Genomic DNA, 13,822 nt, shown 5'->3' on the forward strand with positions numbered 1-13,822 from the left:
TTGGAAAACCCCGCACCTAGTTTCAGTGACCAAGCATTCCCCATTCAGGAGACAGAATATGTCGACCGTAGCCGTAACCGACGATACCTTTGACGCCGAAGTCAAGAATTCCGACATCCCCGTTGTTGTCGATTTCTGGGCCGAGTGGTGTGGCCCCTGTAAACAAATCGGTCCCGCTCTGGAAGAGCTGGCGGTTGAGTATGGCGACAAGGTCAAGATCGCCAAGGTTGACGTAGACAGCAACCCCAACGCCGCTGCCGCGATGGGCGTGCGCGGTATTCCTGCGCTGTTTATCTTCAAGGATGGTCAGGTGGTCTCGAACCGTGCAGGTGCCGCGCCGAAGGCCGCCCTGCAAAGCTGGATTGACGAATCCATCTGATCCGTTTGGATACGCAAAGATCGGGGGCGCCTCATCCGGGGCGCCTTTTTCATGCCGGAGGTTCACATGGCGAAAACACGCGTTCTTGTTGAGTTTGGCATGGGCACCTCGCTGCGCCGCGAAGACTATACCGAGGCCGCTTTGCGGGCCATCAAAGACGCGTTGTGGCACAACTCGGTCAACATGGCAGAGCTGTTCGGCTTTCCTAAAGAGGCCATGATTATCGACGCCGAAATCGGAGTCGCCCATCCAGAAAAGGTCGACACCGAAGCGCTGACGGCGGTGTTTCCATATGGCCAACCGAACATCCGCGTGACGCAGGGCGGGTTGGACATAAAGAAACCGGAAACCGCCGGCCACACGGTAATTGCCAATGCGGCGATCATCGTGTCCTTCGACATGGAGGCCAAACTGTGATGGAAAAACGCATCATTCTGGAAATGGGAACCGGCAACGATCTGTACGGACAAGACTATACCAAAGCTGCGCGGCGGGCCGTGCAGGACGCGCTGCATCACTCGTCGATCACGTTGTTTTCCAAGCTGGGCGTAGACCACCATCAGATGCGTGTGCGGGTAACAATAGGGGTTCAACAGCCAGAAGCAGTGGATTGCGAACTTGTCGCAGGCGATCTTCCACGCGGTCGCGCCGAAGTACGGGCGGTCACCGGAGGACTGGATGTAGAGGACCCCGAGGACGGCACGCGCCACGTCATCGCAACTGCAGCGGTTGAGGCGTTTCTTCCCGATATGGACGGGCTTTTTAGACTGTCCTGACAAAGAAAAAGCCGCCCAGATCTGAGCGGCTCATCTTACTGTCGAATGTCTCGCGGATCAGATGTTTCTGATATCCGCGCGGCTCAGGCCGATGTCGTCCAGTTGAGCGTCGCTGAGGACCGACAGGGCCTTGCGAGTTTTGCGGGATTCATTCCACGCAGTTGCTTTTTCAAATGTTCCGAAGAACGCGTCCACTACATGCAGGATGGTAGCTGCTCCGAGCGGCGCATGGATATTTGCAGTAGTTGCCATTTGCGCATTTCCTTGTAACTGAAACAGCCGACCTCTTGTCGGTTGTGAGGCTCATGTAGGAGCATTGGCTGAGTCTCACAATTGCTAGTCCGGTAACCCCGAATTGCATTTCTTGCATATCTTTTGGGCAATTTGTGAACTGTTGCGCTGTGGATGGGTCCGGCCCATATAGGGTGCAAGAAAAAAACGGAGGCTTTCATGGCAGACAGCGAATTTCCCGGTTGGCACGGCACAACGATTATTGGCGTCAAGAAGGGCGGCCAGGTGGTGATCGCCGGGGACGGGCAGGTGAGTCTGGGTCAGACGGTCATCAAAGGCACTGCCCGCAAGGTGCGTCGTCTGTCTCCGGGCGGGTTCGAGGTTGTTGCAGGCTTTGCCGGATCAACGGCAGACGCTTTCACTCTGCTAGAGCGGCTGGAGGCCAAGCTGGAGGCCACACCCGGCCAGCTTGCCCGTGCCTCGGTAGAACTGGCCAAGGACTGGCGCACCGACAAGTACCTGCAAAAGCTCGAAGCGATGCTGATTGTCACCGACGGCAACGATCTACTGGTGATCACCGGGGCAGGGGATGTGCTGGAGCCCGAGCATAACGTGGCTGCCATTGGATCGGGCGGCAATTTCGCGCTGGCGGCTGCGCGCGCGATGATGGACGGCGACAAACCCGCCGAAACGGTGGCGCGTGAGGCCATGGCGATTGCCGCCGATATCTGCGTTTATACCAATGGCAACCTGACGGTTGAGGAAATCTCAGGCCAGTAGCGCCTTGATCTCTTTTCCCTTCCAGCGCCGGTGCATTCCAATCAGGCCGCATATCGCGGCGACGATCACGATGTAGTACGGCACCCGGATGTCGATGCTCATCAGCCCACCACCGATCAGGGACATGACGCCTCCGGCCAAACAAAAGACAGCTGTGGTCACGCCCATGACCCAGCCCTGATCCGCCTCGCTGACGCTGGACGAAAACAGGCCCAGAAGGGTCGGGTAGGCCACGCCGAACAGGAAATAGAAGAAAAAGACCGGGACATAGCTGAACACTCCGCTGGGGCTGAAGGCGAAGGCAAAGCCGCACATCACCATAACGATCAGCGACGCATAGATGATCTTGTGCTTGCTAAACCTTTCCTGCGCGGGTTTGACAAGGAAGGTGCTGGAAAACGCCAGTGCCACGCCTATGACCACCATCGCCACGCTGCCTCCGATCACGCCATAGCCGAACTTGCTGGTCAGGAAATTGTCAACGAATACGTAGAACGTGACGTTGGCTATCATGAAGAACGAATAGACGGGCAGGATTTTCAACACCGTCGGGTGACCTTTCACCGCGATCAGGCTGTCGGTAACATCGCGTGGGCGAAAGACAAAGGCAGCGCGTTCGGTTCGTGTGTCCTTGAAGAAAAACAGGACCAGGAAAATGGCGATCAGAACCAGAACGAACGCGCCGTAGAATGGCGTTTTCAGTGTGGCTATGCTGCCCAGCAGGGCGGCGTCGGACAGGACCGCCCCGATTATCGGCCCGCCGACCAGTCCGAAACTGACGCCGGTCACGATATATCCCATATTTCGGTCGCGGTCGGCCGCATCGGTGCTGCCGTCAATCATGGCGGCCTGTGCGATAGGCTGGTTCCCGGCAGTAAACCCAGTGATCGAGCGCCCAAGGATCAACAGCAGCAGGCTGTTCATATACAGCGCCGCTATGGTGATCGCATAGCCGGCCAGCGCCCCTCCCAGACAGACCAGCAGCGCATTCTTGCGCCCGATCGAGTCCGAAACCTTGGACACATAAACCACGCCAAGAAACCACGACAAAAAGAAGCAGCCGATCACAAGCCCATAGTAGAAATGCCGCTGTCCCATCGGAGTATTCTCGGGCAGGAATCCGGATTTCGTCTCCATGATCAGCGAGTTGATGATGGGAAAGACCAGCCCTTGTCCAATCAGGTCAACAAACACAACGAACAACAGGGTGATCTTCGCAATTTTCGTCATATCCGCGCTCCTGACCCTCAACGCCTTGAAATCACTGTATCAGAGGGCGCGCGTTTCACCTATGGAAAGCATTTGCAAACCGGAGGGACGGTTGTTAACCAACGCTGCCAATGAAAGTAGCTTGGTTGTTTTCGCCCACGCGGTGACTACCTAAGCCGCATCTGACCCACGCCGACCGAAAGGACCGCCCCCGTGACTGACCTGACCCCGCGCGAGATTGTCTCGGAACTGGATCGTTTTATCATCGGGCAAAAAGACGCCAAACGCGCGGTCGCCGTGGCGCTGCGCAACCGCTGGCGGCGCAAGCAGTTGGCGGATGACATCCGCGATGAGGTCTACCCCAAGAACATCCTGATGATCGGCCCGACCGGGGTTGGCAAGACCGAGATCAGCCGCCGACTGGCAAAACTCGCCCGTGCGCCGTTCATCAAGGTCGAGGCCACCAAGTTCACCGAGGTCGGCTATGTGGGGCGCGACGTGGAACAGATCGTGCGCGATCTGGCGGATGCCGCGATTATCCAGACCCGTGAATACATGCGTGAAGATGTAAAGGCCAAGGCGCATCAGGCCGCCGAAGATCGCGTGATCGAAGCCATCGCTGGCACCGATGCCCGGGAAGGCACGCGTGAAATGTTCCGCAAGAAACTGAAAGCGGGCGAACTGGACGATACGGTGATCGAGTTGGAGCTGTCCGACAGCTCGAACCCGATGCCGATGTTTGACATTCCCGGTCAACCCGGCAGCCAGATGGGGATGATGAACCTGGGCGACATCTTCGGCAAGGCGTTCGGCGGTCGCACGGTCAAGAAGAAGATGACCGTCGCCGAAAGCTATGACGCGCTGATCGGGGAAGAGGCCGACAAGCTGCTGGATGATGAAACCGTCAACCGCGTGGCTTTGGAATCGGTTGAACAGAACGGGATCGTGTTTCTGGATGAGATCGATAAGGTCTGCGCACGATCTGATGCGCGCGGCGGCGATGTCAGCCGGGAAGGGGTGCAGCGCGACCTGTTGCCCCTGATCGAAGGCACGACTGTCAGCACCAAACACGGCCCGGTGAAAACCGACCACATCCTGTTCATAGCCTCGGGCGCGTTCCACATCGCCAAACCCTCGGACCTGTTGCCCGAATTGCAGGGCCGTCTACCGATCCGGGTTGAACTGCGCGCACTGACCGAGGAGGATTTTGTGCGTATCCTGACCGAGACGGACAACGCCCTGACCCGCCAATATACCGCCCTGATGGGAACCGAGGAGGTCACGGTCAGCTTTACCGAAGATGGCATCGCAGCCTTGGCCAAAATCGCTGCGGACGTGAACCAAAGCGTCGAAAACATCGGTGCGCGGCGGCTTTATACAGTGATGGAGCGCGTGTTCGAGGAACTTTCCTTCACTGCCCCGGATCAGGCAGGGGCCGAGATCACGGTCAACGCGCAATTCGTCGATGACAATCTGGGCGAACTGACCAAGTCCACAGACCTCAGCCGTTACGTCTTGTGATATGTCCAGCCGGTTTCCGCCGGAATTTCTGTGCGGCACCGCTGGACCTTAGACAAAAATCCGATAGCGTAGGCGCATATTGTCCCGAGGGCCAACCCTGTGCTGCGCTATTTTTTCATTTTCCTGTTGGCGGTGCCCCTGACCGCTTGTGTTGACCGAACGATATCCGAAACGGTGCCAACCGCGCTGTCTGTAGGAAGTCCCGAAACCGTATTTGCGACAACGACTCGAGCGAGAGAGCCCGACGGTTCCTACGGATTTCGGCGTGGTGAGACGTTGCAATATCTGGAAATGACGGTGTCGATTCCACCCAATCACACGCCCGGTACGCTTGATTTTTCCTATTCCAATCCCGACCCCGAAAAGCAGTTTGTCATGGCCAGTGTGGACGAGTTGAAAGGGCCGAGTGAGATGAAAGCCCGATTGGGGGGTAAAGATGAGGTTTCCATCTTTATCCACGGCTACAACACGACCCAGTTCGAGACCACGTTTCGCGCGGCGCAGCTTAGCCGAGACGTCAACATTCCCGGTGCCATCATGGTGTATTCCTGGCCCAGCCAAGCTAAGGGTGCCGGGTATGCCTATGATCTGGACAGTATGCTTTTTGCCCGCGATGGGCTGGAACAGACTGTTCGGAACCTAAAGGCGATGGGCATAAGGCGCGTCGTGCTCGTGGCGCACTCGATGGGAACGGCCCTGACGATGGAGATGATGCGGCAAGCCGAATTGCGAGAACCCGGTTGGTCCAGCAAAAACATCGAAGGTGTCGTCCTGATCGCCCCTGACCTGGATATTGATCTGTTCCGGTCACAAATGGATACGATCAAAACGCCGCCTGACCCTTTCATCGTTATGGTGTCGCAGAAAGACAAGCTGCTGAACATCTCGGCCCGGCTGCGCGGCGTTGAAGAGGGTAAGCGCCTTGGCAATATCGACTCTGCTGAGGCGTTGGCCGACTACAAGATCAACATTCTGGACACGACGGCCTTCAACCGGGACGCCGAGTCCTCGCATTTCGTCGCTGCGACGTCGCCCGCGCTTTTGGCCATTATCAATTCCGCCCGCAGGGTCAGCAGCACGTTCGACCCGGATGGGCGTGGATTTGACATAATCGCACCGACCAGCATTCGGAACCCGACCGGGGCAACTGAAATCGTACTGAGCGAAACGGGGCAGGCGCGGGTCAGCTCTCCGTGACTGGGTTCCGTTTGGGCCAATATCTTCAGAACAACGCGACATGGTTGGGTGCAGGGGTCTTGCTGACCTTCATGTCCAGCTTTGGGCAGACCTTTTTCATTTCGATCTTTTCCGGAGAAATCCGCGCCGCCTTTGGCCTTAGCCACGGCGCGTGGGGCGGACTGTATTCGCTTGGCACCACCGTATCGGCTGTCGTGATGATCTGGGCCGGGGGGCTGACCGACATCTTTCGAGTTAGGGTTCTAGGCCCGGCGGTTCTGGCAGGTCTGGCACTGGCGACCGTGGCGATGGCAATAAACACTTGGGTTGTTCTGCTGCCGGTCGTGGTATTTCTGTTGCGGCTATTTGGGCAGGGGATGAGCACCCATCTGGCGCTGGTGGCCATGGCGAGGTGGTTCACCGCCACACGGGGCAAAGCGCTGGCGATCGCGTCGGTCGGATTTTCGGTGGGCGAAGCATTGCTGCCAGTCACTTTCGTGGCTGCTATGGCCTTGCTGGACTGGCGGTGGCTTTGGGTGATTGCTGCCGGTGTCACCCTTTTGGGCATCCCAATCCTGTTACGCCTGCTCCGTCAGGAAAGAACCCCGCAAAGCCTGTCTAGCGAATATTCGGCTACGGGCATGGAGGACCGCCATTGGACCCGGAAAGAAGCGATCTTTCATCCGCTGTTCTGGTTCATGGCACCGGCTTTGTTGGGTCCATCTGCTTTTATCACTGCCTTTTTCTTTCATCAGGTCCATTTGGCGGACACAAAAGGCTGGCAGCATATCGAGTTGGTTGCCCTGTTTCCGGTTTTTACCAGCGTCTCCCTGCTGTCGATGTTTGCGGCGGGTTGGGCGCTGGATAAATGGGGCACGGCTAGGATCATGCCATTTTATCAACTGCCAATGGCCGTTGGGTTTGGGATCGTGGGGCTGACGTCGTCGATCGGAGGGGCAACGCTGGCCTTGATGTTTCTGGCACTGACGGTTGGTGCCAACAGCACCTTGCCCAGCGCGTTCTGGGCCGAGTTCTACGGCACCCGGCATATAGGCGCGATCAAAGCCATGGCAACAGCAGTCATGGTTCTGGGGTCAGCCATCGGGCCGGGGTTAACCGGCGTGTTGATCGATCTGGGGATGCCGCTGGATATCCAGTTCCTGTGGATTGGCGGGTTTTTCGTTCTGGTCTGCGTCCTTACGCGCATTGGCATAGCCAGAGCCGTTCAGACGCTTTAGCGAATGCGGCGCAAATACACGTAATAAGCCCCGTCACCGCCATGGCTGATATGGGCAGGTGTCACTTGCAGAACAGCCTGCGCCAAGGGCGGCAAGGACAACCATTGCGGCACTTGATTGCGCAACACGCCGCGTGGAGTGGGTATGGGGCCGGGCTCATCACGATCCTTGCCCTTTCCGGTCACGACCAGAACCAGACGCTTGCCTGATGCCTGCGCCGATAGGATGAACCGGATCAATGCCGGGTGCGCGGTATCTACGCGCAACCCGTGCAGGTCCAGCTTGCCTTCGGGCTTCAGCTTGCCCCGTTTCATGCGGCCGAACGCCTTTGTATCCATCTGAACCGGCGTCGCACCTAGGCTTTCGGTCACGGTGGGTTTCAACGCATTTCGCGCAGGTTTGCCCAAGGCGTTCTGTCCGACCTCAAACCGCTCAATCCGTACATTGGGGGTCTTGGTTGGCTTGGGCTTGGGTAAAGTGGTCGGGTGCACTGACTGAGGTATTTCGGGATGCAGGCGCTCGGCCTGATTGGTCACCTTGCGCCACAGCTCAATCTCTTCCGGGGTCAGTTTACGGCGCGACATCAGAACTCATCCGGCAGCAACGCATAGGCGCGTTGAATCGGCAGCAACAGCACCATCCGGCCGGGATCTTTCAATCGACCGGCGGCTTCCCCGGCCTCATCCCCCGTGCCAAAGAAGATGTCCGCGCGTTGTGCGCCCTTGATGGCAGCGCCTGTGTCCTGCGCGATCATCAATCGGCGGAACGGAGCCTTGCCGTTTTTCTCAACCCAGACCGGCGCGCCCAGAGGCGTATAGACCGGATCAGCCGCAATACTGCGCATTGTGGTGACGGACCGGTTCATTGCGCCCAGCGGACCCAGCTCTGGCGCGACGCGGTTCACTTCGCGGAAGAACACATATGACGGATTGTGGAACAGCAATTCCGCGCCCGCTTCGGGGTTCTTGCGCACCCACGCCCGGATCATCTGGGCGCTGACCTGATGCGCGCCCAGCGCACCACGGCGGATCAGTTCCGCCCCGATGGACCTATAGGGGTGGCCGTTCGCCCCGCCATACCCGACGCGAACTGCGCGGCCATCCGGCAACCGAATGCGGCCAGAACCCTGAATTTGTAGAAAAAACAGTTCGACCGGATCATCGACCCACGCAATCTCCAGGCCCCGGCCAGTCATGCTGTCGCCGGTCAGTATCTCTCGGCGGCTCAGCCACGGACCTTCGGCGCGTGCTTCTGGTGGCATCTTGTATATCGGGTATCTGAAACGCTCGGATCTGGTCAGGGATCCATCCAGCTCGGGCTCGAAATAGCCGGTGAACAAGGCATCCTTACCGTCTTCGACCAGAACAGGGCGGAAGAACAGTTCAAAGAACGATCGGGCGGCATCGGGTTCATAGGCTCGGGCCACACCGCACAGCGCACGCCAGTCCGGGTCGTCCAGATCACCGCATGTGTTCAGAAATACCGAAAGGGCTGCGCCGTGGTCATCCTCGGCCCAGCCATCAAGATCGTCAAAAGTCAGAATGGAACGCGTCGCTTCGGCGCTGGCAGAGGTTGCCATCACAGCCCCCAGCAAAAACGACCGAAGCGCAGCAATCATGCGTCCGTGGCGACAAGCAGCCAGTTCGGATCGTCCGCGCCCATGACGCGGGCAAAGGTCCAGCTGTCCTTCTGGCGTTTGACGGTATTGGGGTTGCCTTCGATGATATCGCCGCCGCGATCACGCACGACCGAGGTCAGCTCACCGACAAACTTCATGGTGATCTCAGCTTCGTTCGTATCCTTGTCGAACTTCACATCGGCAAGGGATGTCTCGCGCACGCCAATAAACTCGGCCTCGATGGTCAGCCCTTTGTCTTCCCGATCGGCAACGACGGAAACAAAGGTGTCGAACACTTCTTCGGACAGGAAGGGCTGGATTTCATCCAGGTTGCCCTTTTCAAACCCCATGACGATCATCTCGTAGGCACCGCGCGCGCCCTGCACGAACTCACTGACGGAAAAGCTGGGCTCAACCCGCTTCATCGCGGTCAGGGTTTGCGCCTGCTCGCTGTCTTCGGCGACGTGGTCGGTGATGTCGTGATCCGGGCCGCCTTCGATCACCTCGAAGTCACGGCGCGACTTGTGCGCCTCTGGTTGCTGCTGAACCGGGGGCTTTTCAAAACCCTCACGCGTACCCAGGACGCTTTTCAAGCGCAGGATCAGGAAAACGGCAATTCCGGCCAGGACCAGCAACTGGATCATCGGTTCGTTCATTTCATCCTCTTTTCGGGCCACGACTTTGTATACGCAGCCTCATGCCACTATGTAGGTGACAGTTCCGGGCAAGTCCACCGCCCGGACCACGGTAAAGGAAAACACGAATGTACCTGTTCCTGGCATTTTTATTGGTCCCGATCATAGAGATCGCCCTGTTCATTCAGGTTGGCGGTTTGATCGGCCTATGGCCCACACTGGCGATTGTAGTCCTCACGGCCGTTCTGGGCACCGTTTTGGTTCGGACACAAGGTCGCATGGCGCTGGAAAACCTACAGCGGTCTTTTGCCGAATTGGATGACCCGACCGAGCCGCTGGCCCATGGCGCAATGATCCTGCTGTCAGGCGTATTGTTGCTGACGCCGGGGTTTTTCACCGATGCCGTTGGTTTTGCTTTGCTAATTCCCGGTGTCAGAGTGGCCGTATTCCGGTATCTGAAATCCAAGGTCACCATCGCGCAGTTTCAGATGGGAACTGGCGCTCAATTCCGCACCGGGCCTGATCCATTTCAACAGGATGACGTAATCGATGGTGAGTTTACCGAAGTTCGCCCACGCCAGGACCCGTCAAAGCCATCGAAATGGGTCGAAGGGTCGTGACCTGCATTGAGGTGTCTGCCCCAACTTGTTAAGCAGTGACTAATTTTATTTTCGGAGTAGATCCATGGCCGACGAAGACGCCAAAGAAAACACCGCGGCCCAGGCCGCCCCGCAAATCCAGATGCGCGTTCTGGGACAATTCATCCGTGACCTGTCTTTTGAAAACGTGATGGCCCAAAAAGGCGTGTCGGGCGATGTCCAGCCCGAGATCGCAGTGCAGGTCAATCTGGATGCGAAAAAGCGCCCGGCCGAGCATCAGTACGAGGTGTCGATCAAGCTGAACCTCAAGTCCAAGGCCAAAGGTCTGGAAGACATCCTGTTCCTGTGTGAGCTGGACTATTGCGGCCTGTTCCACGTGGAAGGCGTTGCCGAAGATCAGCTGCATCCGTTCCTGATGATCGAATGTCCCCGGATGCTGTTTCCGTTCCTGCGCCGCATCGTCAGCGATGTGACCCGCGACGGTGGCTACCCGCCGGTGAATCTGGACAATATCGACTTTGTCAGCCTGTACCGCAATGAGCTGATGCGCCGTCAGGCCGAAGCCCAGAAAACCGAAGCCTAAAGTTCCGGTCCCGCGCCGGGATATTTCTCAGGCGCGGGTCCACAAGGCGTTTTCGCCCAGTTTTTCCACGAAAGCATCATGCGCGGCACGTTCGTCCTCGGTAATTCGGGGTGGAAGCGCGTTTGGACGGGCCGACGGCCGCCATTTCTCAGCGCCGCCCGCAGATGAGGACGCCGCAGTCGACAATCCGAAATCCGGCTGTCGCCCGCCAATCAGTTCCAGATAAACCTCGGCCAAAATCTCAGAGTCGAGCAGCGCCCCGTGCAGCGTTCGGTTCGAGTTGTCGATATTGAACCGGCGACACAACGCATCCAATGATGCAGGTGAGCCGGGAAACCGTTTACGCGCAATGGCCAGCGTATCCAGCGCCTGCTCCATCGGGATCGGGGGTAGACCCATCCATTTGAGTTCCGCGTTCAGGAATTTCATATCGAACGACGCGTTATGGATCACAAGCCGCGAATCCTTGATGAAGTCGCGAAATCCCTGACCGACCTTTGCAAAGACCGGCTTATCCTTCAGTATCACCTCGCCCTTTTCCGGCGGGCGCGGATTCTCAAGCAGATCCGGCCCGATGCCGTGCACACCAAAGGCTTCTTCGGGCATCGAGCGTTCAGGGTTGATATAGACGTGGTACGTTTCACCCGTGGCCACGTGGTTCCACAGTTCGACCGCGCCGATTTCCACGATCCGGTCACCGCTTTCGGGATCAAACCCCGTGGTTTCGGTATCGAGTACAATCTCACGCATCTGCCAGCCCCGTTCGTATCTGTTTGACCACATCCTGCACCTGCGCACGAGCATGGTCCAGACTGTCTGTCACGATCACAAAATCTGATCGTGCGCATTTTTCTTCGTTCGGCATCTGCTTGGCGCGGATCTGTTCAAACTGCGCCTCGGTCATTGTACCGCGATCCATCACACGGCGTTTTTGTTCATCAGCCGGGATCGATACACAGGCAACAGCATCCATTGCTGCATCTCCGCCGGTTTCAAACAGCAAGGGGATGTCAAAAACCAGAATATCCGCAGTCGCATTTTGCCGAAATGCCGCGCGATCTGCAGCGACCAGTGGGTGAACAATGGCCTCGATCTGTTTCAAGGCGGACACGTCCCGCGCAATGATCTGTTTCAACGCATCACGGCTGACCGCGCCATCGACGATTACGTCTGGAAAAGTGGCCTGCATCGGCTCAACAGCTGCTCCGCCCCTTGAATAGAGTCTATGTACGGCGGCATCCGCATCCCATAGCGCACAGCCTTCGTCGACGAACATCCGAGCCGTCGTGCTTTTTCCCATCCCGATCGAACCGGTCAGGCCCAGTGCAAAACTCATGACAAAACGGCCGCGCGCAGGTCCAGATTTACCTCGGGCCTTACCCCGAACCAGCTTTCAAATCCGGGAACCGCCTGGTGCAGCAGCATACCCAGCCCATCCACCACTGTGCATCCGGCTTCTTCAGCCGTTTGCAAAAGGTGGGTTTTCAGCGGCGCGTAGACCAGATCGGTGACAACAGCGCCCGGCTGCAACCCATCCAGGGGAACCCGCAGCTCAAGCTGCCCCTGCATACCGAGTGACGTCGTGTTGACCACCAGCTCAGCATTTTCGACCACGTTTCCGGCCTGCACCCAATCGACCACAGTGATGGTTTGGCCGAATTCATCCTTTAACTTGTCCGCCCTAGCCCGTGTTCGGTTAGTCAGCATAATTTTAGGCACTCCGGCCTCAACCAAGGCTTGCAAGACGGCGCGCGCGGCTCCACCAGCGCCAAAAACCACGGCCGGTCCGTCGCCCGGCGTCCAATCCGGTGCCCCGCTGCGCAGGTTTTCCATAAATCCGTAGCCGTCGGTATTGTCGGCGTGGATTGTACCGTCCTCGCGAAAGACCAGCGTGTTCGCGGCACCGATTTTCCTTGCCCGATCCGATACGTCATCCGCCAATCGCAAGGCCGCTTCTTTATGGGGCACTGTCACATTTGCCCCAACAAACCCGGCCTTGGGCAAGCTACGCAGAACGACCTCAAGATCATCCGGGGCAACATCCATTGGAATATAGTGCCCGGCCAGTCCGTAGGACTTCAACCAATGCCCATGAAGTGTTGGGGATTTTGAATGCGCAACCGGGTGCCCAATCACGCCTGCCAGAGGAATACGGTCTTTACTCATTGATCAATCACCCCTTTGACCGCCAGAAAATTCAATAGCTCCAATAGGGGCATACCCAAGACGTTAAAATAGTCTCCGTCAATGGTTGCGAACAGACGCACGCCTTCTTCTTCCAATTTATATGCCCCGACCGCGTGCCGGATACTGTCCCAGTTGCGATCAACGTAGTTACGCAGATACGCGTCCGAGCTCATCCGCATCCGCAATCGCACCTGACCAACATGTCGCCAGATGGGTTCCCCGTCCTGATAGATCACCGCGGCGGACAACAGCATATGCCGCTTACCGCGCATCGCCCTGAGCTGCGCCAGTGCATCCGCTGGAGATTCAGGCTTGGACAGCAGCCGACCGTCAAAGTCCAGCACCTGATCACAGCCCAGCACCATCGCGCCCGGAGTCTTGTCACTGACTTTGCGTGCTTTCATTTCGGCCAGCGTGTCCGCAATATCGCGCGGGCTTGCATCCTCGGCCAGTAATGCCCGCTTAGCCGTCTCTTCGTCCACGCGCGCGGTTTGCACGGTGAAGGGCACGCCAGCATTCTCAAGAAGCTGCGCTCGTATCGACGACCCAGAGGCCAGAATGATGGGGACAGACATGTGGAAAACCCCTTGAGTAAACCGTTAGCTATTCCGGGATGGTTTGTATGGTTTTCCAGTTGACACGCAAGCCCGGGATTTTCGCGCCAAACTTCCCAGATTCGCCCGAACACTGTCCAAACGGGACAAGGATAACTTGGAACACGGGGATAAGCGATTTTTCATACGTTACCCAAAGAGTTACCCCCAGATTTCCCATCTTAATGAAGATATAAGTACCTGATCTTATTGTGAAATAAATTCCTTCTACAGAATCACCTATTCTTGAGGGGATTCTATCCACCTGGGGAAAACACTTGTGTAAAAAAGTAATCC

The 13,822-nt window shown here is 57.5% G+C and carries 18 protein-coding genes; 9 read left to right on the forward strand and 9 right to left on the reverse strand.

The window, feature by feature from the left end; translation table 11 throughout:
* Positions 1–58: 58 nt before the first annotated feature.
* The 3 genes from trxA (at position 59) to ACR0LH_RS09700 (ending at position 1,155) form a co-directional block, all read left to right on the forward strand.
* Positions 59–379, forward strand: coding sequence for a thioredoxin (gene trxA / locus ACR0LH_RS09690; RefSeq protein WP_170386904.1), 321 nt, complete (start codon positions 59–61; stop codon positions 377–379).
* A 66-nt stretch (positions 380–445) separates the two neighbouring features.
* Positions 446–796: a Lin0512 family protein gene (locus ACR0LH_RS09695; protein WP_480720745.1), complete on the forward strand. Its 351-nt coding sequence runs from the start codon at positions 446–448 to the stop codon at positions 794–796.
* Positions 793–1,155: a Lin0512 family protein gene (locus ACR0LH_RS09700; RefSeq protein ID WP_480720747.1), complete on the forward strand. Its 363-nt coding sequence runs from the start codon at positions 793–795 to the stop codon at positions 1,153–1,155. Before ACR0LH_RS09695 ends, ACR0LH_RS09700 begins: the two co-directional genes overlap by 4 nt.
* Positions 1,156–1,212: 57 nt before the next feature.
* Here ACR0LH_RS09700 and ACR0LH_RS09705 read toward each other — a convergent pair whose 3' ends face one another.
* Entirely contained in the window at positions 1,213–1,407 is a 195-nt protein-coding gene (locus ACR0LH_RS09705) for a DUF1127 domain-containing protein (protein ID WP_170386910.1), read from the reverse strand.
* A gap of 198 nt (positions 1,408–1,605) precedes the next feature.
* Between ACR0LH_RS09705 and hslV the strand changes: the two genes are divergently transcribed.
* Positions 1,606–2,166 (forward strand): ATP-dependent protease subunit HslV, encoded by a 561-nt coding sequence (gene hslV, locus ACR0LH_RS09710; protein ID WP_170483114.1) that lies wholly within the window; start codon positions 1,606–1,608, stop codon positions 2,164–2,166.
* On the opposite strand, the gene ACR0LH_RS09715 is transcribed toward hslV, so the two are convergent.
* Positions 2,155–3,396, reverse strand: a complete 1,242-nt coding sequence (locus ACR0LH_RS09715; protein WP_480720748.1) for an MFS transporter — start codon at positions 3,394–3,396, stop codon at positions 2,155–2,157. The two genes, hslV and ACR0LH_RS09715, sit on opposite strands and share 12 nt — an antisense overlap.
* A 192-nt stretch (positions 3,397–3,588) precedes the next feature.
* Here ACR0LH_RS09715 and hslU point away from each other — a divergent pair, with 192 nt between their 5' ends.
* The 3 genes from hslU (at position 3,589) to ACR0LH_RS09730 (ending at position 7,310) form a co-directional block, all read left to right on the forward strand.
* Positions 3,589–4,896 (forward strand): ATP-dependent protease ATPase subunit HslU, encoded by a 1,308-nt coding sequence (gene hslU / locus ACR0LH_RS09720; protein ID WP_170777173.1) that lies wholly within the window; start codon positions 3,589–3,591, stop codon positions 4,894–4,896.
* A gap of 99 nt (positions 4,897–4,995) precedes the next feature.
* Entirely contained in the window at positions 4,996–6,093 is a 1,098-nt protein-coding gene (locus tag ACR0LH_RS09725) for an alpha/beta fold hydrolase (RefSeq protein ID WP_170483120.1), read from the forward strand.
* Positions 6,090–7,310: an MFS transporter gene (locus tag ACR0LH_RS09730; protein WP_480720749.1), complete on the forward strand. Its 1,221-nt coding sequence runs from the start codon at positions 6,090–6,092 to the stop codon at positions 7,308–7,310. The genes ACR0LH_RS09725 and ACR0LH_RS09730 overlap by 4 nt, the downstream gene beginning before the upstream one ends.
* Here the strand turns inward: ACR0LH_RS09730 and ACR0LH_RS09735 are convergent.
* From ACR0LH_RS09735 to ACR0LH_RS09745, 3 genes are read right to left on the reverse strand one after another with little or no spacing between them, the layout of a single operon-like run.
* Positions 7,307–7,894 (reverse strand): Smr/MutS family protein, encoded by a 588-nt coding sequence (locus ACR0LH_RS09735; RefSeq protein ID WP_480720750.1) that lies wholly within the window; start codon positions 7,892–7,894, stop codon positions 7,307–7,309. The two genes, ACR0LH_RS09730 and ACR0LH_RS09735, sit on opposite strands and share 4 nt — an antisense overlap.
* A complete protein-coding gene (mltA, locus tag ACR0LH_RS09740) occupies positions 7,894–8,928 on the reverse strand; it encodes a murein transglycosylase A (RefSeq protein ID WP_480720751.1) in 1,035 nt (344 codons plus the stop codon). Before mltA ends, ACR0LH_RS09735 begins: the two co-directional genes overlap by 1 nt.
* On the reverse strand, positions 8,925–9,584 hold the full coding sequence (locus ACR0LH_RS09745; protein ID WP_170386923.1) for a Tim44/TimA family putative adaptor protein: 660 nt from the start codon (positions 9,582–9,584) through the stop codon (positions 8,925–8,927). The genes mltA and ACR0LH_RS09745 overlap by 4 nt, the downstream gene beginning before the upstream one ends.
* Before the next feature lie 107 nt (positions 9,585–9,691).
* On the opposite strand from ACR0LH_RS09745, the gene ACR0LH_RS09750 reads away from it, so the two are divergent.
* Both ACR0LH_RS09750 and secB read left to right on the forward strand, forming a co-directional pair.
* Positions 9,692–10,183, forward strand: a complete 492-nt coding sequence (locus tag ACR0LH_RS09750) for an FxsA family protein (RefSeq protein ID WP_480720752.1) — start codon at positions 9,692–9,694, stop codon at positions 10,181–10,183.
* Between the two features lie 64 nt (positions 10,184–10,247).
* Entirely contained in the window at positions 10,248–10,745 is a 498-nt protein-coding gene (secB, locus tag ACR0LH_RS09755; RefSeq protein ID WP_170386927.1) for a protein-export chaperone SecB, read from the forward strand.
* Positions 10,746–10,772: 27 nt separating this feature from the next.
* On the opposite strand, the gene dnaQ is transcribed toward secB, so the two are convergent.
* The 4 genes from dnaQ to ACR0LH_RS09775 are packed head-to-tail and all read right to left on the reverse strand — an operon-like array spanning position 10,773 to position 13,507.
* Positions 10,773–11,495, reverse strand: a complete 723-nt coding sequence (dnaQ, locus tag ACR0LH_RS09760) for a DNA polymerase III subunit epsilon (RefSeq protein ID WP_480720753.1) — start codon at positions 11,493–11,495, stop codon at positions 10,773–10,775.
* Entirely contained in the window at positions 11,488–12,081 is a 594-nt protein-coding gene (coaE, locus tag ACR0LH_RS09765) for a dephospho-CoA kinase (RefSeq protein WP_480720755.1), read from the reverse strand. The genes dnaQ and coaE overlap by 8 nt, the downstream gene beginning before the upstream one ends.
* Positions 12,078–12,911: a shikimate dehydrogenase gene (locus ACR0LH_RS09770; RefSeq protein WP_480720756.1), complete on the reverse strand. Its 834-nt coding sequence runs from the start codon at positions 12,909–12,911 to the stop codon at positions 12,078–12,080. The genes coaE and ACR0LH_RS09770 overlap by 4 nt, the downstream gene beginning before the upstream one ends.
* Complete coding sequence (locus tag ACR0LH_RS09775; protein WP_170802926.1) at positions 12,908–13,507, reverse strand: nucleoside triphosphate pyrophosphatase; 600 nt, start codon at positions 13,505–13,507, stop codon at positions 12,908–12,910. The genes ACR0LH_RS09770 and ACR0LH_RS09775 overlap by 4 nt, the downstream gene beginning before the upstream one ends.
* Positions 13,508–13,822 lie beyond the last annotated feature (315 nt).

This window comes from Ruegeria sp. CL6 (assembly GCF_056536465.1).